Below are 25,750 nucleotides of genomic sequence, written 5' to 3' on the forward strand. Positions count from 1 at the left end.
ATCATAAAGGATCCTTTAGAACCGATAGATTAAATCAAAAGCAGCTTGCAGATTACTTTCTCGTTTACCGTCATAAGGACGTTTATTCAGAGTAAATCTCACTCCTGCGTCAATGACGTCATTCCACTTAATGCGCTGACCATATTCCACCAATGTGATCAAGCCACTACCATAGCCTTGCTGCCGGTATTGCCCAACTCCCGCCACAAATTGCTGGCTCCAGACGGTTTGATAATGCCGATACATGATGTGATCGGCTGCCAGTGCGGACAGAAGCGTAAAATCACTTTTAGGATTGAAATAAGGTGTATTTTGATGACGGCTATTCTGAGAGGTGCTCAGTTCCAACGCCGTATCAAGCTTAAAGTAAGGCGCGGTATATAAGCGTTGCTGGCCATTGATGCCATATTCAAACCGATGATTGCCATCTGAGAAGAATGAAGAGGCAAAACGAGCTGTCCACTGGCTGCGTTCACTGTGTCTCCAGCGAGTGTAAATTTGACCACCATCAGCGTGGATATTATTACTCAATGCGCGCAGGGGAGTATTACGGGCAAGGCGCTCAGCTGAGCCGCCCAAACGCCATTGGTCATTAAAGTCATGCCATCCTGCAATGCGTAAGCCTATTTTATTACCATTACCATAGTTACGGGCGGATACTTCTCCTTCTAACCAAAAATCCCGTGAACGCCACTCCATGCCACTACGCATATCGCGGTTTATTCCCCTGCCTTCTGAGAATTGACCACGGTTATAAGCACCCCCAGCAAAGAGACGCCAATTATCATCAATAGGCGGACTATAAAGCACAGTCTCAATATCTGAGCTGTGTTTACCGCTGTTCGGGCTATCGGAATCAATACCCTGACTGACTCTGATGCGCAGTTCTGACATATGATGAACATTGCGCAGGCGGTTAAATCGTTTAGCAGGCATATTTTCCGGTACGCGGGTAATAACATCATCGGCCAGTAAATCCATTTGATGCCATTCTTGCAGAGCAAAGGCGGTATAACCTTGTTGAATTTCCAGTGACAAATTGCGCGGATCGAGTCCTTCAATTTGTTTTAGCTCATTTTCCGCACGATGTGGCCAGCCGCGATTTAACCAGATTGAGGCCAGATCAATGCGTAATTTTTGATTGCCGGGAGCTGTACGGGCTAAGTGAGTAAACCGCTTTTCGGCATCAGGAAGATCTTCATGCAATTGTGCAGACTCAGCTAAAAATTGTTGCCCTTGTAGCCAGTCATCATTAGGGACGGGAATAGGGGAACCAAACACATTAACTACATAAGTATTTCGTTGCTTGATATCGGCGGCAAGTTGTCTGGCTTCATTCAAGTGCTCGCTTTCCACATCAGCATAGAAAAGGGCGCTATCATCTTCTGGCGTAATATGAGGTAAAGGTGTTTTAGCGGGCGATGGGTTATGCCCATAGGGATAGTTCAAAGAGCGCAAAATATCCCTTGCCTTATTGGGTTGCCGTAGGTTCAGATAGGCTGAAGCTACCCATTTCTGGGCATATTCCGGTATATTTACTCCTTCTGTTTGCAAGGATTGATATTCATTGATTACGTCCTGCATTCGATGGCGGGCAAGAAGGGCACCAAGGCGATCTACACTCCCTCGCTGATAATCTTGTCGGGCATCAGGCAAAGATCGCCATTGGGTGAGCATATTTTCGTAACGTGCAAGTGCTCTGTCTGCGATATCAAACCGCTCTTTTTCGCTGCGATTGGGGATTATTGATAATCGGACCAATTCTGCTGCGGCATCGGTCTCTAACCTGCGTAATTGTTCTTTTGTCAGCAGTAGGTTGTCGGTTAATTGTGCAGCGTATTGTTGCCCCAAGTTCCATGCCGGCTCACTGACCCGATTACTTTTCAGGCTGAACAGATAAGCTTGAATTACTTCTGTATTGTTGGGAAACCGTTCATAGGCAGCAGAAAGTATTTGCATGGCATCCCATGTGCGCCCGGCAGCTTGATCAACATAAGCCATCAAACGGTAATTGGTGGCGTTGGGATGATGTGTCAGTAAATTTTTTGCCAGGCAGCGGGCTTCTTTGTCTTGTTTGGCATCAGCCAGCGTCATGATAAGGCCGGCTTTTATGTCGCTGTTTTGTTTTTCGAAAGATAGGGCTGTCCGCCACAGTTGAATTGCTTGTGGCCATTGGCGCTTATTGCGATAAGCTCGTGCAACCGCAGTGATCCCTCTGGCTGGGATAGCCATTGTACGATAACGTTGCCAAAGGGAAATGATTTCATCGTTATGTCCAGCCCAGCCCGCCACTTGCAACCAATCGGCAATTTGTGAAGAAGAAAGATAGTACTGTTTTTCTTCCTGACGAATATATTCAAGCATGGGATCAGTATTACCACTTCTGGCTTGTTGAATTAATGCATCATAATCTGCTTGTGCGACTTCTGTTGTTATTAAACAACCTAGTGATATAAATAACGATAACAGTTTATACCGATATCTATGATAGTCTATCGGCCTGAAATAAAGATATGGCACGGTACCCCCTTTTTTATACTGCTTATTGGTTTTAAAAGCAGTAAAGCCAGACGGAGCGATATTTAATTTAGATTAAGAAAAATTTTAATTTATTAATTTTAGAAGAGGCAGAATAATACGTACTGTGTGAATTTATATCAATGGGGAATTTTCGGAAAATAACGAGACATATTTGGTTAATGTATATCACTATATTTATTAGTGATAATTACAATGAATTACATTGATATAATTAACTGAAAATAATTGATTTAAATCATGCTGTTATATTCTATTAATTGTAAATTATGAAATATCGAAAAAATAAATAACAACAATTTACCTGATTTCAATAAAAACACCCAGGCTAAGTGTGAATGTTTTTTATTGCCATTATATAGCAATCTTAATTAAGCGTTTTTATTAATCTGTTTATCCATGCCCTTATCTGGTTTTTATTATCTCCCAGTGAATATTACTTTTTGATGAAGTTTCCATTTAAAACAAATAAATAATATTAAATTTATTTGTTTTGCTTTGATTTTTAAATCTGGTTCATTCGTCATGTGATTACTGCATTATGAAATTACATTCTGTATTTATAGACGCTGTTTAATGAGTGATCCCGCCGTCTTTCAAGTTGCAGCTTTGTTGGTTGTACTTACTCGCCCCAGATTGTCGGTATTCGTTTTTTTGCTGTCGCAGTGCAACTTGGAACTGATTAGGTCTATAGTTTTTATTTGCGGCTTGCGGGAGTATTGAGGGCTAACAAAAACCTTATAAATGATAAGTACTTTCATAATTTTTTGGCATTCGTATAATTCAGTTTTTTATCACATTGTTAATGGGGAAAGATGTGAATCAAATTGCCAATATCATCGCTGATGTATGCGAATTTCTTAGTACCGAAAATGTTAGCGAACTTGGCATCCAATCGTTCTCTTTCCTATTGCCAACTGGCAATGGTATCCATTGGCTGGAATGGTTATCTGTCCAGCCTCATTACCCACAATTTTACTGGCTGCATAGAGATGGTCATGAAGAGGTTGTCGCTTGTGGGCAAATCCGTCAATTTAGCAATATTGCCGAAGCTGAGACGTTTCTACAGAGGCATAGTCAATTTCCACAAATACGCCTGTGGGGGTTGAATGCGTGGGATAAAGTAGATTTTCACTATTTTTATGATAAAAACTCAGGGCAGGATAAGCAGGAAGACACCGCTGACAAAGAAAGTTATCTATTTCTGCCGAGATTAGAATTGCGCCATCATCAGAGTGAAAATCGTTTATATATCAATATCGACGGAAAATCGGATATTGAAAATGCCTGTCAGTTTCTTCGTCAGCTTCTCCCTCATCAGCCTTTTTATCCGTTACAGACAGCCGTGTTAGAGGCAAAGCATATGCCTGAATATGGGCAATGGAATATTTTGCTTAGACAGGCGTTGGATGCGATTACTCAAAATAAAATGGAAAAGGTTGTCATCGCGCGAAAAACGGAACTAACGCTCAACTCTCCTTTGCGGGCAGCGCAGTTCATGGCAGTCAGCCGTGGAGTAAACCACCGCTGTTATCACTTCATGCTTGTGTTTAATCCCAACCATGCGTTTCTTGCTTCGACACCAGAGCGGCTTTATTACCGAAATCAATTGCAATTTTATACTGAAGCATTGGCTGGCACAGTTGCAAATTCTGAAGATGATCAGAAAGCGACTGAATTGGCGCAATGGCTGTTGGGAGATAAAAAAAATCAGCATGAAAACCTGATTGTTGTCGATGATATTTGTCAGCGTTTGCAAGGTGGGGTGACTTCGGTGGATATTGCTTTACCTGATGTGATTCGTTTGAGAAAAGTTCAGCATTTGCGCAGGCATATTAGCGGGGTATTGAATCAGGTATGTGATAGTGATTGTTTGCGTCGTTTACAACCAACGGCTGCGGTTGCGGGTTTGCCTCGTGAGGCGGCACGACAATTTTTGGCAGAAAATGAACCTTTCAATCGTGATTGGTATGCTGGATCCGCGGGTTACTTATGTTTGGAGCAAAGTGAGTTTGCAGTTTCGTTGCGTTGCGCACATATTCATGACAATTTGCTGTCGTTGTATGCAGGAGCAGGAATTGTTGCGGGTTCAGATCCAGAACAAGAATGGATTGAAATAGAAAATAAGGCTGCGGGATTGCGTACATTACTGGTTAGTAGAGTTGGTGAGTGAATCATCTCTCTTCGTTTTAAAGTTGCTGCTTTGTTGGCTACGCTCACTTACCCCAGTCACATAGTTTGCTATGTTTCCGGGGATTAGCTCCTTTGTCGCTGTACTGCATCTTGAAATTCATCAGGTATAAAATCAGGATAAATTATTTATCTATGGTTATTATCACTATAAGTTTAATTTATAATGGATAATATAAACTTGTATATTTTATTCTCATCAAAAAACTAATTGATAGATTTTTAATCTAGGGAGCCGTTAAATTATTCTTACAGAATTACTTCATTTAACTCTATCTAATTGAATTAAAATGACAAATGAATATAAAATAGATTTGCATCACATTGATAATATACAAATAATAAATTATCACTCATGTTAAAGAAAATCATAGTCAATATTTATGGAATGATAATAATCATTAGTTTGCTAATTATATATTATTTTTATAATTTCTTAATTTTTAGCACGATATCTATTGATTTCACCTATACATAATGTCATTTAGTAAACATACAGGAAGATTGAAGAATAAAATTCTAAATATGACAATTAATTGGATCATTATATTGATCTATGTGAGTTATTCGCTATTATTATTTTGCCTTATCTGAAATTTGCGACCGACCCCACTATAGGCCACATAGCGGGGACGTAAGCTTGCTTTATTTAGATGAAAAGACAACCACTGTAGATGCGCGAGGTGTAGTGCTGAAACGGTCTATCAAACAAGTGAACTTATTTCCTTATCGTCTGTAATTCAGCCGAAGGAATGTTTTTGTATATTGACTAATGGGGTTTAATTTAATGAAATCTAAGCTGTTTATTCCTTCTTTATTTATATCTTCTTTATTTGCTGCAACAGCAAATGCTGGGGATGGGGTAGTTAAATTTACGGGAGAAGTAATACAGAATGCTTGTAAGGTTCATAGCGACTCTGTTGATCAAATTGTTAATATGGGAGTTGTTAGTGCAGATGCATTTAAGCATGTAAATGATACGGCTGCACCAACAAAATTTCATATCAAATTGATTGATTGTCCGACAGAGATGAAAGAAAAAAGTATTTCTATCAAATTTGACGGACCTGGTGATAGCTATAATAGAGATCTCTTGTCGCTGTCTAAAGATAATAATTCCGCTGCTGGCGTTGCTATTGGTATTTATGAAGCAGATACTAATACCCGTATTCCGGTAGCAGGGGATTCTGAATATAGCTCATTTAATGGAAGTGCTGATCAAGAATTAAGATTTGTTGCTAAGTATGTTGCCACAAAAGATAAGGTGAGTCCCGGCGCTGCTAATGCAGTCACTAATTTTACCGTAGTTTATAATTAACATTTCGACATTTTTTATACCACACTAATATATTTCAAGTTGCAGTATAGTAAAAACTGTATACCCATTGGATTTCAAGATACAGCGCGACGGCAAGGAACGAATCCCCTGGAGCATAGATAACTATGTGACCGGGGTGAGTGAGCGCAGCCAACAAAGCTGCAACTTGAAAGACGACAGGTATAGATTGAAAGATGAAGAGTATAAAACCTGGCAAGGACGCTTAGGTTATTTAATTGAATATAAATAATCATGATTGGCGGAGAAATGACAGTGTCGTATTATCGTGTGTTTTTTGTTGTTTTTTTATATTTCTTTAGTGGCAGCCTCGCTGTAGCTGGTGTCATTGTTGGTGGAACCAGAGTTGTTTATTTAAGTGATAAAAAAGAAGTTTCTATCTCCATTAACAATCCAGAAAAAGAGGCTGTTTATCTGATCCAAAGCTGGATCCAAGATGAAAATGATAAAACAAAATCGCCGTTTATCGTAACACCGCCTTTATTTAAATTGCCGAATAGTAATGAAAATATTTTACGTATTGTCAAAGTTGGCAATGAATTGCCGATGGATAGAGAATCAGTATTTTGGGTTAATATTAAATCGATCCCTGATACATCAACGTCAGATACAACCATGAACCAGTTGCAAATTGTAGTTAATTCACGCATAAAGCTGTTTTATCGGCCTGTACAACTGAAAGAAAAGGCAACCGTTGCTTATAAACACATGAAGTTCAAGCAAGAAAATGGACAGTTAATAGCCGAAAATCCAACCCCTTATTTTATTTCTTTTTCATCCCTTAATGCCGATAAGTATGATATTAAACATGCAGGCATGATTAAACCTTTTGGACAACTGAGTTGGCCTCTACCATTAAAAAATGCCAGAAAAGTGAGCTGGAAAGTTATCAATGATTATGGTGGCGTAACAAAGTCAGAGTTTGCAGATATTTAGTTGATATTCAATGGAATTTACATTATCGCCGATAAAGCCACTTCACCATATTGTTAGAAAATCAAATATGTCAAAACAAATCAAGCCTGATCTTACTAAACAATCATACTGTGGCAATAATTATAGATTTTTACTTTCTGTATTAATCATGTCAGGGAATTTTTTTTATTATTCAACCGTGAATGCAGAGAATAAATTTAATATTCATGCTCTGAAAATTGACGGTGAGTTTACTGATGATATCGATCTTTCTATTTTTCAGGATGGCTTTCAACCACCCGGTACTTACTGGGTAGATATTTATTTAAATAAAAAGAAAATAAATGAAGAGAATATTGAATTTATTTTAGATGAAAATAAATTAAAGCCAAAAATGACGGTTAAAAAATGGCAGGATATGGGTGTAAAAATGGGTTCATTTCCTGAATTGGCAAGTTTAGCGCCAGAAACGGTGATCACCGATATTGGTAAATATATTCCGTTTGCCAGTATAGGTTTTGATTTTAATCGGCAACGATTAAATATCAGTATTCCTCAAGCAGCTTTGGATTATCATGCCAAAGACTATGTTTCTCCTGAATCGTGGGATCAGGGGTTAACTTCATTGCTGATTAATTATAATTACAATGGTGCCACAACTTGGCAGTCACATCATCATTCTACACAGAGTAATTACCTGAATTTTAGATCCGGGATTAATTGGCATGCATGGCGTTTGCGTAATAATTTCAGTTATTCAAATAAAAATCAGCATTGGAAAAGTATCAGTACATATTTGCAGCGAGATATTCATTCCCTTAAAGGGCAATTGATTATTGGTGATAGTTTCACTTCCAGCAATTTGTTCGACGGAATTGAATTTCGTGGAATTCAGCTCATGTCTGATGAAAATATGTTGCCGGATAGCCAAAAGGGTTTTGCGCCCGTTGTGCGTGGTATTGCTCAGAGTAATGCACAAGTGACAATCAGACAGAATGGTTATGTTATTTACCAAACTTATGTTGCGCCTGGTGCATTTGAAATTAATGATCTTCATCCAACGGCATCCAGTGGCGATCTGGATATTATCATCAAAGAAGCGGATGGCCGGGAACGTCGTTTTACTCAGGCAATTGCTGCCATGCCGACGATGTTGCGGGAAGGCAATATCAGATATTCATTGGTGATGGGGCGTTATCGTTCTATCAGCAGCAATAAGCGTAAACCTTATTTTTCTCAGGGAACACTGACTTATGGTCTGCACAATAGGCTCACTATCTATGGTGGTACAATTCTATCCTCTGATTATCAATCTGTTTTGTTAGGTTCTGGTGTGGATTTGGGAAATTTTGGTTCCATTTCTGTCGATGCTGCTCATGCTAATACTGAATTACCATCAAATAAAAAATCTACTGGGCAGGCTTATCGTTTACGGTATGCAAAAGATTTTTCATTGACAGGAACACATTTGACGCTGGCGAGTTATCGTTATTCAACTGAAGGGTTTTATGATTTCAGCAACTCCAATCGTATTGAGAATGTTGCTCACTCTTTTGGGCATCTAAATAATAGGAAAAGCAAATTACAGCTGCAAGTTAACCAATCATTGGGGGATTTGGGCCGGATATATGTGATGGGATTGCAGGAAGATTATTGGAGTAGAGATGACCATGAGCGTTCACTTAATGTGGGTTACAACATGAGCCGCCAAGGGATCAGTTATGGGCTGAATTATTCCTACAATCTTCGCCCTGATTCTGCTGCAAATGAACAAATATGGACATTCAATATCCACCTTCCCCTTGATCACTGGCTCAAGCATAGTTGGGTGAATTATAACGTCAATTTCAACAAGAATAATAAGGCATCCCAACTGATCGGTCTGAGTGGAACTGCCTTTGAGGATAATAATCTGTTCTACAGTTTACATCAGAGCTATGCCAATAAAGGAGAGGGTAGGAGTGGAAGTATCCAGGGAGAATATAAGGGAGCTTCTGGTCGAATTAATGCTGGCTATAACTATCAATATCATAGTCAGCAGAATCATAGCAGGCAGTTAAATTACGGTATTAATGGAGGAATTGTTATCCATCCATATGGCCTGACTTTATCCCAAGAATTGGGTGAAACGGCTGTATTGGTGCGGGCAAAGGAGGCAAAAGGCATCAAGATCGCCAATAACACGGCGGTTGCTACGGATTGGAAAGGTTATGCGGTTGTACCGTATGTTGCCAGTTATCGTAAAAGTCGGGTGGCGCTGGAACCAGAATCTTTTTCGGATGATGTTGATATTGATGTGAATACGCAATCAGTCGTGCCAACAAAAGGTGCTCTTGTTCTGGCCAATTTTCAGACCCGAATGGGAAATAGGATATTGATGTATTTGTCTTATCGGGGCAAGCCAGTTCCTTTTGGCGCTAAAGTTACGCCGGAGAAATCAAATGAGCTTGATAAAACCCACGATTCGATTGTGAGTCGTGAAGGGCAGGTCTACCTCACTGCGATGCCGGATAGTGGCAGGTTACGGGTCAAATGGGGAACTCCAGAGATTAAAACCTGCATGGTCAATTATTTCCTGTCGGAAAAAAGACCGCCATCTGGTGTATATACCTTAGATATGAATTGCGAATAGGATCATGCTCATATGCTTATTTCCCATAAGAAATTCAGTTTATTATTGGCTATCAGCTTTGTGTTGACTGGGTTGTTTACCAACTCATATAGCCGTACAGATCCCTGTCATTTTGAGTCTAAATATGTTGCCCAGAATTTTTCCATCAATCTGGGGCAAGTTGTTCTAAATCAAGGGATGGGTATTGGTACTGTCATTGATAGTTATCCCGTAAAACATATTGATTTAAATAGGTTTCATTGCGATAGGTCGGAAAAGATCGAGTGGGGGTTTACGGGATATCCCCTTATGATGAATGGCAATAAAAGTATTCATGATTCAGGGATAGCGGGTATAGGGATTCGGGTTAATGATCAGGGGAATGAAACTAAGATTGAGTTTGTGAAAACAGAAGCTAGCACCGGCTCTGGTGCTATAAATTCTGGTGTATTGACCGCGCGTTTGGCTGGAACGGTCATATATTCTTTTTCCCTCAATGAAATACACTTTATTACACCCAGTTGTGTGTTAAAAGAAAAGAGCATTCTTGTTCCTATGGGCAGGATAGGAAGCGCACAGTTTTCAGGTATCAATAGTACTGCGGGAGAACAACATTTCGATGTTGATTTGGCATGCAATACCGATACACCGATTAAACTAGTGTTGGGTTCGTTGGGGACAGGCAGTGCCGAGAATATATTGGAGATTACCCGGGACAACGATTCGGCTAAAGGAATTGCTCTTCAAGTGTTGTACAAAGGCAAACCGATTATATTTAACTCGCCAATAATACCCGAAACTGAAGCGGATGGAATGTATTCTGTCCCTTTCATAGCGCGTTATATTCAGACCGAAAACCGTGTTACCGCTGGCGCAGCTAATGCCACTGCAACGCTGGATATTGTCTATCCTTAAATATCTTCAACCCTCTGACCAGCCATAACCCATTTTTGGCTGGTTATATCTTTTCTGTCATGCAAGTTCACTTTTTGATGTCTAAAATTACCCGCTTTATTGCTGATTGGATTTATAATCCCCATTTATAGTGGAAGTATTGCCAATTAAACGGTAATTCCTTGAAGTAAGATAAGGAAATCGCTTTTACAAGTACTATGGCAAGTAATGCCTTATATAATACTTCTTAATTCTTTGAGCACCATTTTTTTATAAGTTTCTTTGAGCATCATATGTCAAACTGCGCACTGAACCGCCGTTGGGCGGAACTCTTATTGGAAGCACTGACCCGCCACGGATTGCGTCATGTTTGTATTGCCCCTGGTTCCCGTTCAACCCCCTTGATATTGGCTGCCGCAGAAAACCAAAAACTTATTTGTCATACTCATTTTGATGAACGGGGTTTGGGGCATTTGGCTTTAGGGCTGGCAAAAGTGAGCAGAAAGCCTGTGGCAGTTATTGTGACATCAGGAACGGCAGTCGCCAATTTGTACCCTTCTTTGATTGAAGCAGGATTGACAGGGGAAAAGCTGGTCTTTCTCACCGCTGACAGACCACCAGAACTAATTGATTGTGGCGCAAATCAGGCTATTCGCCAGATAGGTATTTTTGCTTCCCATCCTTCCCAGACTTTGGCATTGCCACGCCCAACCACAGATATTCCTGCCAGTTGGCTGGTTTCTTCTCTTGATAATGGGATGTCAAACCTGAAACAAGGATCGCTGCATATTAATTGTCCGTTTGCTGAGCCTTTATATGGCAATGATATGACGGCGCATCAGGATTGGCAGCAAACATTGGGGGAATGGTGGCAGGGAAGTGAGCCGTGGTTGAGTCAGCCTGAAATCCGTACTATGACCAAGGTTGAGGATTGGGAATTCTGGCGGCAAAAACGAGGCATTGTTCTGGCAGGGAGAATGGACGCTGAAGAGGGAGAACTCGTTGCCCAATGGGCAAAAGAAATGGGCTGGCCGTTGATCGGTGACGTGTTATCTCAAACCGGACAGCCTTTGCCACATGCTGATTTATGGCTGAATCATTCCCGTACTCAGGATATTTTGTCGCAAGGACAATTGGTGATCCAGTTTGGGACCAGCCTGACAGGAAAACGGCTGTTGCAATGGCAGGAAAAATGTCAGCCAGAACAATATTGGATTGTTGATCCGATCTCTGGCAGGCTTGATCCCGCAAATCATCAAGGACGCAAATTTACTTGCCGTGTGGCGGATTGGTTACGTGAGCATCCTGCCCATCTTACACGCCATCCTACCCATGTTTCATATTCCCGATTCTCTTGGGCAGATGAACTGGAAATATGGTCAAAAAAAGCTTTCGAGTGCACTCAAACAAAATTAGCCGGAAAATTCAGTGAAGCAGCAGTAGCACATCAATTGCACCAGTTATTGCCAGAACAAGGGCAGTTGTTTATCGGTAACAGCTTGATTGTGCGCTTGGTTGATGCCTTAGGGCAGCTTCCCGCCGGTTATCCGGTTTACAGTAACCGTGGTGCCAGTGGCATTGACGGATTGATCGCAACCGCAGCGGGTGTGCAGCGAGCAGCCAATAAGCCGACATTGGCGATTATCGGTGACATTTCAGCTCTCTATGATCTGAACAGCCTGGCTTTGTTACGTAATCTTTCCACACCGTTACTGTTAATTGTTGTCAATAATAATGGCGGCCAGATTTTTTCATTGTTACCGACACCGCAAGAAGAGCGTCAACGTTTCTACTGTATGCCACAAGATGTCAATTTTGATCACGCTGCCGCTATGTTTGGTCTGAATTATGCTGCTCCCGCAAATTGGACAGAATTAAAACAATACGTCAGACAAGTGTGGGAACATAAAGTGACAACATTAATTGAATTAAAGGTTGCTGACAGCGAAGGGGCGACATGTCTGCAAGAGTTACTGAAACAGGTGGCTAAGTTGTGATACTGAATTGCCAGACATTTCATTCTCATAATCGGGGTACGTGGTTGGTTTGGTTGCATGGTTTCTTAGGGAAAGGTGACGATTGGCTTCCTGTAGTCAATGCCTGCGATCAATATGCCTCATTGATTATTGATCTGCCCGGTCATGGAAATTCTGTTGATATTACGGTGCAAGGTGGTTTCGCTGAGGTGAGTGAGTTACTGAATGCAACGCTATCTGAGCGACAGATCGATGATTATTGGCTGATCGGGTACTCATTAGGAGGACGAATTGCCATGTATCATGCAATTCACGGCAAACATGATGGATTACGGGGATTGCTGGTGGAAGGAGGAAATCCGGGGCTGTTTTCCCGGCATGAACGAGCTGTGAGATTGCAACATGATTTGCACTGGGCACAGCGTTTTCGACAAGAGTCAATGAATGTGGTTTTAGCTGATTGGTATCAGCAGCCAATATTTGCCGATCTGACGTCGGTACAGTGTGGGAAACTTATTCATCTCCGCAGCCAGAACAGAGGAGATCGTGTTGCTGATATGCTGGAAAGTACCTCTTTAGGTCATCAACCGTGGTTAGTTCCTGAGTTACAAAAAATAACCACACCTTTCTCCTGCCTATGTGGTGAAAATGATAGTAAATTCCAGAAGATAGCAGAGCAATATTCTCTGCCCTTAGAAACTATCCCTCAGGTTGGACACAATGCTCATTATGGTAATCCTGTGGCTTTTTCTGCGGCAGTGAACCATTTCTTATCACTTTTTGGTTAAGGAAACTCAGTAATGCGTTATCCAAGCGAAGAAAAATTGTACTCCCCCATTGAATGGCAAAATTGTTCTCAAGGGTTTGAAGATATTCTCTACCATAAGTCCGCAGATGGTATTGCTAAAATTACGATTAATCGTCCTCAGGTACGCAATGCGTTTCGTCCTCTGACTGTCAAAGAGATGATTCAGGCATTGGCAGATGCACGTTATGATGAGGAAATTGGCACAATTATTCTGACAGGTATGGGAGAAAAGGCATTTTGTGCCGGGGGAGATCAAAAAATCCGTGGTGACTACGGTGGCTATAAAGATGATGGTGGAATGCATCACCTGAATGTCCTGGATTTTCAACGCCAGATCCGCACTTGTCCGAAACCTGTTGTTGCTATGGTTGCAGGGTATGCCATTGGTGGTGGGCATGTGTTGCATCTCATGTGTGATCTGACCATTGCAGCGGATAATGCTATTTTCGGTCAGACAGGCCCTAAAGTTGGTTCCTTTGACGGTGGCTGGGGCGCATCTTATATGGCGCGGATAGTAGGACAGAAAAAAGCCCGTGAAATTTGGTTCCTTTGTCGCCAGTATAACGCCGAAGAAGCTCTGAATATGGGGTTGATCAACCATGTTGTGCCTTACGCCGAACTGGAAAAAGAGACTGTGCGCTGGTGCCGCGAAATGCTGGAAAACAGCCCAATGGCGTTGCGTTGCCTGAAAGCCGCATTGAATGCAGATTGTGATGGTCAGGCGGGTTTGCAGGAGTTGGCGGGGAATGCCACCATGTTGTTTTATATGACGGAAGAAGGGCAAGAAGGGCGCAATGCGTTCAATGAAAAACGTCACCCTGATTTCAGTAAATTCAAGCGTAATCCGTAATGCGTAAAGCGACCTTATATCAATTCAGCCTGCCAATGGAGGCAGGCGTTATTCTCCGTTACCAACGCCTGAAAACCCGTGATGGTTTTCTGGTTCATTTGCAGGAAAATGGGCAGGATGGCTGGGGCGAAATTTCCCCATTGCCGGAATTTAGCCATGAAACGCTTGAACAGGCGAAAACAGCGACAGTGGAATGGGTGCAACAATGGTGCCAGAACAAAGTCGGACTGAATAATCAATCAAAAGATAGTAAATTGCCTTCCGTTGCTTTTGGACTCAGTTGTGCATTGGCTGAATTGCAGGAAGAACTGCCTGAAGAAGCCAATTATCGTAAAGCACCGCTATGCACCGGTGATCCTGATGATGTGATTCTGTGTTTGGGAAATATGGCAGGTCAGAAAATCGCAAAAGTCAAAGTTGGATTATACGAAGCTGTTCGGGATGGCATGGTGGTAAATGTTATGTTGGAAGCTGTTCCCGATCTTCGGCTAAGATTAGATGCTAACCGCAGCTGGACACGCATAAAAGCAGATGGTTTCGCTAAATACGTCAACCCAGATTATCGTCAGAGAATTGCTTTTGTCGAAGAACCTTGTAAAACCCGTGAAGAATCGCTGGCATTTGCCCGTGAGACGGGTATTTCCATTGCATGGGATGAAAGTGTGCGTGAAGCGGGTTTTACTGTGGAAGCACAAGAGGGAGTTTCTGCCATTATCATTAAGCCGACATTGGTAGGCAGTATTGCCCGTTGCCGTCAATTAATCACAGAGGCGCATCAGTTAGGGCTGGAAGCAATTATTAGCTCTAGCATTGAATCCAGCTTTGGATTGACGCAATTGGCTCGCCTGGCTCATTGGTTGACACCCGGCTCTCTGCCAGGTTTGGATACACTGGATCTTATCCAGTCCCAGCTTATCCGTCGCTGGCCAGACAGTGACATTCCGTGTATTACGTTAGATCAGCTGGTAACGGTATGGAGCCATGAATGCCAGTAACTGAGTGGATACAATGGCCGTGGCAGCATTGGGCGATGGTTTATCCTCACAAGCAGGCCGTTCAGTTATATGATGAGCCACTAAGCTGGCAGCAATTAACGCAAAAAGTCAGCGCCATTGCTGCCAGCTTTCATCAACAGGGGCTTTCTGAAGGTAGTGGTATCGTTCTCAGAGGCAAGAATAGCGCTGAATTTCTGCTGTGTTATCTGGCAGCGCTGCAATGTGGTGCAAGAGTCTTACCCCTGAATCCCCAATTACCTGAACCATTATTGGCGAAACTATTACCCCATCTTAATCTGGATTATGGTGTGGATTTTACTGATTCACCTTCACCAGCCATTCAGGTCAGGGAACTAAACTGGCAACAAATATTGCCAGAAACTTCTGAACAACACATGGCACTGTGGAAATGTCAACGCCCTGCCAGCATGATCTTGACCTCTGGTTCATCTGGATTACCTAAGGCTGCGGTGCATTCTATCGGGGCACATCTTGCCAGTGCGCAAGGTATTTTGTCTTGCATGGATTTTCAGCCAAATGATAGTTGGCTTCTTTCATTACCGTTGTTTCATGTTTCCGGTCAGGGCATTCTCTGGCGCTGGTTGCAAACAGGTGCAAAATTGGTATTGCGGAATTTACATCCATTGAATCAAGCACTATCTGGTTGCACCCATGCATCGCTTGTTCCTACTCAGCTTTGGCGTTTGCTGAGTCAGCCGCAGGAACCTCAATTGATGTTAAAAGAGGTGTTACTGGGTGGTGCTATGATCCCAACGGAATTGACTCAACAGGCAGAACAGTCGGGAATTGGTTGTTGGTGTGGCTATGGGCTGACAGAAATAGCATCAACTGTTTGCGCAAAAAGGGCTGATGGATTACCGGGTGTGGGTCATTCACTTCCCGGAAAATCCATTCGTTTAGTGAATGAAGAAATTCAGATCCGAGCTGACAGTATCGCCAGTGGCTATTGGTTTGACGGAGAATTAAAACCGCTTACGGATGATGAAGGATGGTTTTCGACACGTGATCGGGGTGTGTTCGAATACGGGGAATTACGGATTTTAGGCCGCCTTGATAATCAGTTTTTCAGTGGCGGTGAAGGTATTCAGCCGGAAGATATTGAACGAATCATTAACCAACATCCGCAAATAGAACAAAGTGTTGTCGTTCCCATACCTGATATTGAATTTGGTCATCGGCCAGTGGCCGTAATCGATACACAATATCCTCTACTGACAGAGATACTTATTGATTGGCTCTCGGATAAACTCGCCACTTTCCAGCGTCCTGTGGCTTGCTATCTATTACCTGCATCATTGAAAGATGGTGGAATAAAAATCTCACGACAACAGGTTAAACAGTGGGTGATGGAGAGGGTAGCCCAATCATAAATAGTATGCTAATGAATAGTACAGCCTATTAATAGTTATGTTATTTACATATCTTGATAAATCTAGATGTTACATTGCTTCTGCTATCTATGTCGTGACGTGGATTCTAGTAAAATGTCTCAGGTTATATTGGCATTCACCAATTAAGAAGGGACAAAAATATGAAAGGTTTTATTGCTGTCAGTGCAGCCGCCAGTTTACTTTTTGTAACTGGTTCAGCAAATGCAATTTCCGCAGATATACAGGTAGGTAAGCACAATACGAGCACATCTGTGGGAATTGGTGATAAAAATGCGGGGTTATCTCTAAATGGTAATTGGACTCGCAGTGATCATAATGGTCAATTGGGTAGTTTAGGTTTGGCTTTTGGTTTACCTGTTGGACCATTAACGGCAAGCGTTGGTGGTAAGGCACTTTACTTATCTCCCAAAGATGGAAAAGATGGAGCGGCGTTGGCAGGAGGTATTGGTCTCAGTTGGGCTGTAACACCTTCGCTTTCTCTGTATGGTGAAGCTTATGGTTCGCCATCAGGATTAACGTCAGGAATGGATTCTTATACTGAAGCTACCGGGGGAGTTCGGTACACTCTTTTCAAACCTCTCAGTATAGATGGCGGTTACCGTGTTATTGATATAAAAGGAAAGAATGGTAACCGCAGTAATAAAGTTTCTGATGGTTTTTATATCGGTGCTGGCGTCAGTTTCTAATGAATTTATAAAAATATCCGCATCAATATTGATGCGGATATTTTTAAATGCAGAAATTAACCCACTTTCGGCAGCATACCTGTCACGATGCCAATTTGAATTGCGATAACACCAATCCCGCACAGAAAGATAAATACTAAGGCAGGTTTACCTCCTTTGACACGATACCCTCCCTCGTTTTCCTCTCGGCTACGCCAAACCAGCAGACAAGGTAATAACAATGCCAGAATGGAAAGAGCGACAGCGGCAAATGTCAGTGCCATAACAAAGTTAGGGTAATAGAGAGCACAAAGTAATGGAGGGGCAAATGTTGTCAAACCAGTTTGTAAACGTCCTTTGACATGATTACGACGTTTTAGCAGGTCAGCAAGATAATCAAACAATCCAAGAGAAACGCCAAGGAATGAAGTCGCTAATGCGAGATCAGCAAACAGATGGACAGCAAGTTCTACTCTCGGTGAGGCAATAATTTCTCTGACTGCTTGTAAGAAACCATTCAGACCGGATTGTTGTGCGAGAATACCGACAAAAGTATTTGAAGAAATAGCCCCAAGCGTTACCAATTGCCACAAGATGTAAGCGACAAGTGGGATAGCACTGCCGATAATAAAAATCTTCCGTAGCTTGTTGGTGTCTCCTCCCATATAGGAAACGATGCTTGGCACACTGCCGTGAAATCCGAATGAAGTAAAAATTACCGGAATAGCAGATAGCACTAATCCTTGCTCAATGGGCATGGATACTAAATTGATTTTATCAACATGTGGCATCATTACAGCGAGTACGATCACCAAAAAAATGATTTTGGCAGTAAACAGCAAGCGGTTAATCAAATCAACAGAGTGGGTGCCGATACAGACAACACCGCCAGCAATAATAGTAAAAGTAATAATCCCGACGGAGACAGAAATGGGTTTATCTAACCAGGAAGATAAGCTTGCTGACAGTAATTCTCCTGCACCACTGATATAAGCCGTTGTCAGAGCATACATCAGGAAAAGCATACTGAAACCGGTCAAAACTTGACCACCAAATCCAAGATAGCGTTTTGCAATCGTTCCCAGCCCGGTGTCAAATTTACTATGTTGATAAACTTCCACAAGCAGGAGTGCTGTATAACTCATCAATGCCCAAAGGGCGACTAACATAGCAAATGTAGTTCCAAAACCTACACCCGCCGCTGCCAATGGCATTGCTAGCATTCCCGCACCAATCGTCGTTCCAGCGACAATAAAAATACTGCCAATAGTGCGATTCTTCACGCGATCCTCGTCTTATGATTATGTTGAAAAATAGTTATAAAACTGGCAGGTTAAATGATTGATTTGTGACTGTCAAATTTATGATACATAAGGTGTAAATAAATAATTACGAAATTAATAGCATTGGTATAGAGGAAGGTAAAAATGACTTAATGCTACAGTTTTATTTTATCTAACTACAGCTTTGTTGGTTGAGCAAGGTCATATATCCCCCGACCTTATAGTTGTCACTGAGGGTAGAGCTTTTTTTCGTTGAAGTGTTGTCACTTGAAAAATGACAAGTATAGATAATTTGCAATCATAGACTATATGATTAGAGAATGAGCAGCAAATAATAAAGGATTAATTTAAAGGATATGAGATATCGAAGTGTTCAGATCCGAGGAGACATGAAATACTGATAAAGTAAAAACCCGCTATCTCACCGGATGATTACGGGAAATAGCGGGTTCTTGTTTGGTGCCGGCTACCGGAGTCGAACTGGTGACCTACTGATTACAAGTCAGTTGCTCTACCAACTGAGCTAAGCCGGCGAAATTTGGCGGAAGGATAGAGATTCGAACTCTAGGATGGTTTCCCATCGGCGGTTTTCAAGACCGCTGCCTTCGACCGCTCGGCCATCCTTCCATGGCGCGAGATTATGCCTATATCGTTTGGATGTGTCTAGTCCCTAAAGAAAAAAAACACGTTTTTTTTGCTGTTTGCTTAATCTTCGATCTGTAATGGCCTTTTCATTCATTAACCTGCTAGTATTAAGTTCAGTTTATTGGCTTATTTATATACAATTCATGTCCCGTTGATCAAAATATATTCATGTTAAAGGTAATTATCCAAAGAATGTATAAACAATCACCTATCAAGCCATCTGCTATTCCTCGTTTTTACGCGTTATTTGTTACTTTGCTTTTCACGTCTCTATTTTTATTCGGGTATAACTATTTTGATATTTGGCTGATGGAGAAAAAATATGCTATCAGTAGTGTAGCCGCGAAGATGAGGTTACAGATCGGAGATTATCGTTATCATGCAAATCATATCTTCGAGCAATCACAATCTAATATTCAGCCAATCTCCTCTCAGGAGACAACATCATTGTTAAAAATTCGTCCCAATGTCTATTGGTTAGAAAATCACAATCAAGCTGTTGATACAATTATTTTTGGTCCTTACAACGATTTGAGTATTCAATTCGCTCAGCGTTTTTCTACTTATCTGGAAATTCTCTGGGGTTCCCGTAGTGAATACTTGTCTATGTATTATCTCAATGGGCAGGACAATAATTTACTTTTGGTAACAACTCATTCGATTTTAAAACCAGAAATAAGATTAAAGGAGAGTTATCTGACTCTGACTCCTGAGACCAAACGGACAGAGATGTTGGAGCAATCTATTACATTGGAGGAAAAAGAAAGCATTTCTAACATCAATGTACTGCGTGGTGATAATATTTATTTCTATACCTATAAAGCCGCATTTAATGCAGCTGGGCAATTAACTACTATTATTGCTTTTGATTTGCCAATTAATAACCTCTTACCGGTTGATATGTCACCAGCAAATTTTCTCCTAAGCCCAATCGATCCAGATGAATCTGATAGCTCCAATAAAATGGGAGTTTCATTGAATGGTTTTTGGTTAGAGTTTTCTGAACCTCTTAATATCATGCCGTATAGATTGATCTATCAGGTTCCGCTAAAAACACTGATTGTGGATTTATTGTTCAGAAACGTCTGGCTTTTACTTTCAATATTGATTTTCTTTTTGTTCTCACTGAGTGGGTTGTTTTATATCCGTCGGCGTTATATTGCTCCGAATGCTTATATGGATCATGAATTGAAAATTAAGGATGCTCTGAATAGTGATATTATCTCCAATATACCTATTGGATTACTGGTCTATGATTCTGAAGAAACCCAGATAGTAATGAGCAATAAAATCGCAGAGCGATTGATACCCCATCTAGATTTGAACAAAGTTATAATGATGGCACAACAACATCATGGAGTAATTCAAACATCTATTGATGAGATGATTTATGAAGTGAGAATGTATAGCAACAGATTATTGCCAGAGACCTATCTATTTTTGCTACAGGACAAGGATAAGGAAGTTATGGTTAATAAACGATTACAACTTGCTCACAGGGAATATGATAAAAGTATTCAAGCCAGGCGTTCAATACTTTCAAATATTAATAATGAAATAAAATATCCGATTAAAGGAATGAATGATATTGCTATCCAATTGAAGCAGCTATCACAAGATGAGAATGAACAGAAGCTGTTGGATAAGTTATTAAACAAATCTCAATATATTACTGAATGGATTGAAAATGTTTCTTTACTCAACGGGTTGGAGTTAGGTGATTGGCAGCCGGAACATGAAATATTTCCTCTGTCTTCACTGTTGGAAAATATTTTTAAAGCCTCTTTTCCGACCTTAAATGCTAAAGGTTTGAAATTTTATTATCATTTTAATATTCCCCATGAATCTTTATTCATTGGAGACACTTTTGCACTACGTAAAATCATTACATTGTTATTTTATTATTCAATGGCAACGACCAGTTATGGTAAAATATCATTGACTGTTAATAGTTCTGGTAAATATGATAATCATATTCAGATTGAGCTGATAGATAGTGGCTCTGGTTTGAATGAAAGAGATTTGACCAGTTTGAATTATCCTTTCCTGAATGAGTTAGTAGAAGATAAGTATTCTACTAACTCAGGCATGACTTTTTATTTATGTAATCAACTATGCAAAAGAATGGATGGAAGTCTTGAGATTAAAAGTAAGTTGGGATTGGGTACACATTATGTTATCAGTCTGCCATTGTTGCAGCATGATGATGAAAATGGTGAGACACCTCAGCTTTTAGAAGGGATTACAGTCTTAATTGATATCAATAACCCTGAGGTCAACAAGATAATCCATTCTTACCTCAATAATTATGGTGCAGCATATTTCGATAAAAGCAAAGAGAATATTACTGAAGAATACGATATTATACTTACTGATAAGCAGTACAACGAAGAAAAACCAGCTATATTATTAGTAGGTAGCTCAGCAGGGTTTAAGCAAGTGAGACCAGGTCTGGTTCAGTGCAATTACAATCTTGTTGATGCTGTTATCAATGCAATATCGTTTTTGATTGAAGAAAATTTTAGTTTAGATGAATCCAGAGAAATTACTGAAATCTCTCAGCCTGTATATGATTCTGCTGATAATGCCAATCTCTTAGAGGGTATTGATTTATCTGATAATATTTATAGTAATATCGATAATGCTCTCAAGAGTTATCAGATTCAGTTAGCAAACAGTGACTATGGTAAATTATTTATAGAGACAGTACCTATGGATATTACTAAGCTGTATACTGATGTAGAACTACATGATTTGATATCACTTTCGCAAACGGTACACCGCCTTAAGGGTGCGTTTGCTATGTTAGATTTTAAGTTTCTTAGGTCATCATGTGAGGCGTTGGAAAAATACATAGCAGACAATAATGAAGTAGAAATCAAAAATAGCATCAGCCTCATTGATTCCTTTGTCACAAAGCTGTTGCAACAAGGTAACCAATAATATGAATAACCTTAATGTCATTATTGCTGATGACCATCCCATCGTTTTGTTTGGCATCCGCAAGTCACTTGAACAAATTGAGTGGATTAATGTCGTTGGTGAATTTGAAAACTCAACAACGCTCATTAATAGTTTGCCACATATAGAAGCAGATGTTCTCATTACGGATTTGTCAATGCCTGGGGATAAATATGGTGATGGCATTACCTTGATAAAATATATTAAACGCCATTATCCAGCATTGTCTGTTATTGTGCTTACAATGAACAACAATCCAGCTATTTTAAGCGCTATACTTGAACTTGATATTGAGGGAATTGTGTTAAAGCAGGGGGCTCCGACTGATTTGCCTAAAGCACTTTCTGCTTTGCAGAAAGGAAAGCAATTTACACCGGAAAGTGTTTCTAAATTGCTGGAAAAAGTAAATGCTAATGGTTATGGGGATAAACGTTTATCTCCAAAAGAGAGTGAAGTTTTGCGTTTATTTGCTGAGGGACTTCTTGTCACTGATATCGCCAAGAAACTCAATCGCAGTATTAAAACGATTAGTAGTCAAAAGAAATCAGCTATGCTAAAACTAGGAGTTGATAACGATATTGCACTGCTTAACTATTTGTCCTCTGTTACTATTAACAAAGATATTGGTAAATAGTTAATGGGTTATCCTCCTCAATAGAAAATCGGTAGCAGGGGTTACCGATTTTCTGCTATTTCCATGATCAATACATCTTATTTTTAATATTGATATATTCTATTAGTACATTTTTCAATATTGTGAGTGAAACAGGTTTTGATAAACAATTATCCATTCCTACGTTGGTACAACGTTGTTTTTCCTCTGCAAGAGCATTGGCAGTAATACCGATAATTGGTTTAGTGTAACCTTTATTTCTCAAGTATTGTGTGAGTTCATATCCATCCATATTTGGCATGTTCACATCTGTTAAAATAATATCGGTTGAATTGTGTTTGAGATACTCAATGGCGTCAATGCCATCATTCGCCATTGATGTATTGAATCCTATGGAATTCAATTGGTCGGTCAGCAAGTGCCGATTAATGGGGTGATCATCAATAACCAGTACTTTTACTGTATTTAAACGAGTATCTGTTTGAATAGTTTCAGATACAGCAGGAGAGGTTGATATAGCACTTATGGGAATGAGGTTATGCGTTGTCAGCAGGTTATCCAACATACTATCTAATTCACTCAGCTCATACGTATTATACAACCAATAATTTTCTTGAATCTGTTTTGGTGGGCCAATATGTTTTTCTGATATCTCTATATAGCAATAGACAGAAATGTTGTTCTTGTTATATTGATCGCTGATGAGTATCTCTGTGCCATCTATTTTACTCCCATCGTATATAACGACTTGGAAATGATGTTGTAAGAGAAAATCTTGTAAATATTTTTCCATAAAATCATTGCAAACAGCCAGCAAAATCTTTTTCTGAGCACGTTGCCCGGACATTTTTTTAGCATGATATTTAACCCCATATAGAGGGATACGGATGGAAAAAATGCTGCCAACATATTTTTGTGAAACGAATTCAATATCACCATCCATCAAATTGATAAGTTTTTCACAAATAGCTAACCCTAATCCTGTACCTTGTGAAGCATTTTCTTTATTGGCACTGATTTGGAAGAATGGTTCAAATAGTTGGAATTGTAATTTATCATCGATGCCAAGCCCAGTATCTTTGATACTGACATACAGATAGCCATGCTTTGAAGTAATTTCAATAACAACACAACCTGATGCGGTAAATTTAATTGCGTTGTTCAGTAAGTTAGAGATGATTTGTTGTAATCTTACTGGATCATTGCGGATAACATCAGGAACATTTGGCTCAATATAGCAGTATAATCCTAGTCCTTTTTTTGTGATCAGGGGAAGATAGTTTGAAATTACATGTGATATGACTTCTCTGCAATTGAAATTCCTAGGGTCAATTTTTAACTGCTTTGATTCTATTTTAGAGAAGTCGAGAATATCGCTAATGATTTTCAGTAATAGTGATGATGAATTATTCATTGTTGTCAGCAATCGTGTAGATTCTGATGGCAATGAATGAGATTGTATTAATTCCAGATTACCAATAATTCCATATAGAGGTGTTCTTAATTCATGGCTGACGGTTGCAAGGAACATTGATTTTGCCTGATTGGCTTGTTCTGCCGCAGAAGCCATTTCTTGTAATGATTTTTCCATTTTTACACGAGTACTAACATCTATTAGTACACAGATTGCAACTTCTTCATTACGATAGCGTGAATGAACAAAACTAATTTGCAAATGATTATTATTACTAGTGACAATATCAATATAACTACTTGTTTTATCACAAATAATATCGACAATGCGTTTTTGATCTTTATATGTCAGCATTCGGATATAATTATGCGCAAGTTCATTACTTAAAATATTAACACCATCACTGACTCTTAAAATACTTATTCCCACAGGAGCAGATGCGACTATTTTATGGTTAAATTGTTCGTGTTCTTCAAGACGGATAGCATTATCTTCTGCTGGAGCAAACATTTTTCTCTCAAATAACCAGACAAAAAAGATAATTGAGATTGCAGAAATAATATTCAATATAATGCTATTAATTGCTTTGGCTCTAAGTTCATTGTAGACATATTTTAGTGATAACGTATAGGCTACATGTAATGCAGACGGTGATAAACGCCGTATTAATATTAAAGAAGTAAGATTTTCATTATATCCGAAATAATTAGACAACATGTTGAATTTCATAGCAGGTTGGCTATTATCAGTAGATTGGACTGGGTATTGTAATTCGACATCTCCAGTATTATTTAGTATATGTATAGTTACAGGTCTTTCCCTTTTTTGCAGAAATAGTTTTAGCTTGATTGATTTTTCGAAACCAATTACACCTGCGATTTGCCCATTGGCATATACTGGTGTAATGACATAAAGAGTGCCAGTATCTATTCTTGAATACGGCATGATCCAAAAGATAGTCTGCTCTTTTGCTTGATCTTTCTGTATGGTGAGTTTGCGAGTATTCTCGTAGAGTTCTTTTTTTAGTGGGTCGGATATTATTATGCTGCTATGGGCACTCAAATTCACCATGCACATACTCTGTGTTTCAATGAAAAAAATCTCATTCACCCCACGCATAGCAGAAATATTTTGGGTCCAAAATGAAATTAAGTCATTTAATGAACTTAACTGTTCATGTGATTTTTTCTGTAAAAGATCACAGTTAGAATTTGCATTCAGGGAAGTGTATGAGACAGTATTGTTATTATGTGGAGGGGTAATAATTGCTATATCTTTCTCGTTTGATTGTGATAAATGTTTCTCAGTCGTATATTGTATATCACGTAAAATATTGGTAATGCCTCGCATAAAAGTAAATGCTATATCGTAGCTTGAATTGTAGTCTTGACGAATATCTGATTTGACCTCATTAAAAAAATTTGCCAAATAAAAAGTGGTTAGTAAGGCGCCGAGTGCCCATAGCATAAATCCGAGCACCCGAAAAAGATAACGGGATATCTTTAATGACGTCCGAAAAGAAGATAAATATCTCAAGAGATCGCCTGACGAAGATTATGATTAACAATAACTATTCACAGCATATACTAGTGTAGCAGGGAATACAAAGTAGCATTTAACTCTTGCTAATTCATCGTCAAAAAT

General features: G+C 39.9%; 16 protein-coding genes and 2 tRNA genes. 13 read left to right on the plus strand and 5 right to left on the minus strand.

The window, feature by feature from the left end; genetic code table 11:
* Positions 1-15 precede the first annotated feature (15 nt).
* Entirely contained in the window at positions 16-2,520 is a 2,505-nt protein-coding gene (pgaA, locus tag AC5JQI_RS12525) for a poly-beta-1,6 N-acetyl-D-glucosamine export porin PgaA (RefSeq protein ID WP_493912404.1), read from the minus strand.
* Between the two features lie 835 nt (positions 2,521-3,355).
* On the opposite strand from pgaA, the gene AC5JQI_RS12530 reads away from it, so the two are divergent.
* The 11 genes from AC5JQI_RS12530 to AC5JQI_RS12580 all read left to right on the plus strand — a co-directional run bounded on the left by AC5JQI_RS12530 (position 3,356) and on the right by AC5JQI_RS12580 (position 17,211).
* Positions 3,356-4,711 (plus strand): isochorismate synthase, encoded by a 1,356-nt coding sequence (locus AC5JQI_RS12530; protein ID WP_493912405.1) that lies wholly within the window; start codon positions 3,356-3,358, stop codon positions 4,709-4,711.
* An 804-nt stretch (positions 4,712-5,515) separates the two neighbouring features.
* Complete coding sequence (locus AC5JQI_RS12535; protein ID WP_493912406.1) at positions 5,516-6,046, plus strand: fimbrial protein; 531 nt, start codon at positions 5,516-5,518, stop codon at positions 6,044-6,046.
* A 267-nt stretch (positions 6,047-6,313) separates the two neighbouring features.
* The gene (locus tag AC5JQI_RS12540; protein ID WP_493912407.1) at positions 6,314-7,000 is read left to right on the plus strand and encodes a fimbrial biogenesis chaperone; all 687 of its coding nucleotides are present in this window, start codon (positions 6,314-6,316) and stop codon (positions 6,998-7,000) included.
* Between the two features lie 67 nt (positions 7,001-7,067).
* Complete coding sequence (locus AC5JQI_RS12545) at positions 7,068-9,611, plus strand: fimbria/pilus outer membrane usher protein (RefSeq protein WP_493912408.1); 2,544 nt, start codon at positions 7,068-7,070, stop codon at positions 9,609-9,611.
* A gap of 12 nt (positions 9,612-9,623) precedes the next feature.
* Positions 9,624-10,505 (plus strand): fimbrial protein, encoded by an 882-nt coding sequence (locus AC5JQI_RS12550; protein ID WP_493912409.1) that lies wholly within the window; start codon positions 9,624-9,626, stop codon positions 10,503-10,505.
* 272 nt (positions 10,506-10,777) lie between these two features.
* On the plus strand, positions 10,778-12,481 hold the full coding sequence (menD, locus tag AC5JQI_RS12555) for a 2-succinyl-5-enolpyruvyl-6-hydroxy-3-cyclohexene-1-carboxylic-acid synthase (RefSeq protein ID WP_493912410.1): 1,704 nt from the start codon (positions 10,778-10,780) through the stop codon (positions 12,479-12,481).
* On the plus strand, positions 12,478-13,248 hold the full coding sequence (gene menH, locus AC5JQI_RS12560; protein ID WP_493912411.1) for a 2-succinyl-6-hydroxy-2,4-cyclohexadiene-1-carboxylate synthase: 771 nt from the start codon (positions 12,478-12,480) through the stop codon (positions 13,246-13,248). The genes menD and menH overlap by 4 nt, the downstream gene beginning before the upstream one ends.
* Positions 13,249-13,260: 12 nt before the next feature.
* A complete protein-coding gene (gene menB, locus AC5JQI_RS12565) occupies positions 13,261-14,118 on the plus strand; it encodes a 1,4-dihydroxy-2-naphthoyl-CoA synthase (protein WP_323855327.1) in 858 nt (285 codons plus the stop codon).
* Positions 14,118-15,113: an o-succinylbenzoate synthase gene (menC, locus tag AC5JQI_RS12570; protein ID WP_493912412.1), complete on the plus strand. Its 996-nt coding sequence runs from the start codon at positions 14,118-14,120 to the stop codon at positions 15,111-15,113. The genes menB and menC overlap by 1 nt, the downstream gene beginning before the upstream one ends.
* Positions 15,104-16,504 (plus strand): o-succinylbenzoate--CoA ligase, encoded by a 1,401-nt coding sequence (menE, locus tag AC5JQI_RS12575; RefSeq protein WP_493912413.1) that lies wholly within the window; start codon positions 15,104-15,106, stop codon positions 16,502-16,504. The genes menC and menE overlap by 10 nt, the downstream gene beginning before the upstream one ends.
* 161 nt (positions 16,505-16,665) lie before the next feature.
* Positions 16,666-17,211, plus strand: a complete 546-nt coding sequence (locus AC5JQI_RS12580) for a YfaZ family outer membrane protein (RefSeq protein ID WP_493912414.1) — start codon at positions 16,666-16,668, stop codon at positions 17,209-17,211.
* Positions 17,212-17,267: 56 nt separating this feature from the next.
* On the opposite strand, the gene tyrP is transcribed toward AC5JQI_RS12580, so the two are convergent.
* From tyrP to AC5JQI_RS12595, 3 genes are all read right to left on the minus strand, one after another.
* Complete coding sequence (tyrP, locus tag AC5JQI_RS12585; RefSeq protein ID WP_493914673.1) at positions 17,268-18,413, minus strand: tyrosine transporter TyrP; 1,146 nt, start codon at positions 18,411-18,413, stop codon at positions 17,268-17,270.
* A gap of 517 nt (positions 18,414-18,930) precedes the next feature.
* Positions 18,931-19,006: transfer RNA gene (locus AC5JQI_RS12590), tRNA-Thr, on the minus strand.
* A 6-nt stretch (positions 19,007-19,012) separates the two neighbouring features.
* Positions 19,013-19,100, minus strand: a tRNA-Ser gene (locus tag AC5JQI_RS12595).
* A gap of 210 nt (positions 19,101-19,310) precedes the next feature.
* Here AC5JQI_RS12595 and rcsD point away from each other — a divergent pair.
* Complete coding sequence (gene rcsD / locus AC5JQI_RS12600) at positions 19,311-22,061, plus strand: phosphotransferase RcsD (RefSeq protein WP_493912415.1); 2,751 nt, start codon at positions 19,311-19,313, stop codon at positions 22,059-22,061.
* 1 nt (position 22,062) lies between these two features.
* Positions 22,063-22,713, plus strand: coding sequence for a response regulator transcription factor RcsB (gene rcsB / locus AC5JQI_RS12605; protein ID WP_092548810.1), 651 nt, complete (start codon positions 22,063-22,065; stop codon positions 22,711-22,713).
* Between the two features lie 67 nt (positions 22,714-22,780).
* Here rcsB and rcsC read toward each other — a convergent pair whose 3' ends face one another.
* Positions 22,781-25,642 carry a two-component system sensor histidine kinase RcsC gene (rcsC, locus tag AC5JQI_RS12610; protein ID WP_493912416.1) on the minus strand — a complete coding sequence of 954 codons (2,862 nt, stop codon included), beginning with the start codon at positions 25,640-25,642 and terminating at the stop codon, positions 22,781-22,783.
* Positions 25,643-25,750: the final 108 nt, after the last annotated feature.

The organism is Xenorhabdus sp. XBWT (assembly GCF_059072735.1).

Excerpts from the sequence above, each read along its gene's own strand:
- AC5JQI_RS12535 (WP_493912406.1), top strand. The coding sequence starts at position 5,516 with ATGAAATCTAAGCTGTTTATTCCTTCTTTATTTATATCTTCTTTATTT.
- AC5JQI_RS12540 (WP_493912407.1), top strand. The coding sequence starts at position 6,314 with ATGACAGTGTCGTATTATCGTGTGTTTTTTGTTGTTTTTTTATATTTC.
- AC5JQI_RS12545 (WP_493912408.1), top strand. The coding sequence starts at position 7,068 with ATGTCAAAACAAATCAAGCCTGATCTTACTAAACAATCATACTGTGGC.
- AC5JQI_RS12550 (WP_493912409.1), top strand. The coding sequence starts at position 9,624 with ATGCTTATTTCCCATAAGAAATTCAGTTTATTATTGGCTATCAGCTTT.
- menD (WP_493912410.1), top strand. The coding sequence starts at position 10,778 with ATGTCAAACTGCGCACTGAACCGCCGTTGGGCGGAACTCTTATTGGAA.
- menB (WP_323855327.1), top strand. The coding sequence starts at position 13,261 with ATGCGTTATCCAAGCGAAGAAAAATTGTACTCCCCCATTGAATGGCAA.
- menC (WP_493912412.1), top strand. The coding sequence starts at position 14,118 with ATGCGTAAAGCGACCTTATATCAATTCAGCCTGCCAATGGAGGCAGGC.
- menE (WP_493912413.1), top strand. The coding sequence starts at position 15,104 with ATGCCAGTAACTGAGTGGATACAATGGCCGTGGCAGCATTGGGCGATG.
- AC5JQI_RS12580 (WP_493912414.1), top strand. The coding sequence starts at position 16,666 with ATGAAAGGTTTTATTGCTGTCAGTGCAGCCGCCAGTTTACTTTTTGTA.
- tyrP (WP_493914673.1), bottom strand. The coding sequence starts at position 18,413 with ATGCTAGCAATGCCATTGGCAGCGGCGGGTGTAGGTTTTGGAACTACA.
- rcsD (WP_493912415.1), top strand. The coding sequence starts at position 19,311 with ATGTATAAACAATCACCTATCAAGCCATCTGCTATTCCTCGTTTTTAC.
- rcsB (WP_092548810.1), top strand. The coding sequence starts at position 22,063 with ATGAATAACCTTAATGTCATTATTGCTGATGACCATCCCATCGTTTTG.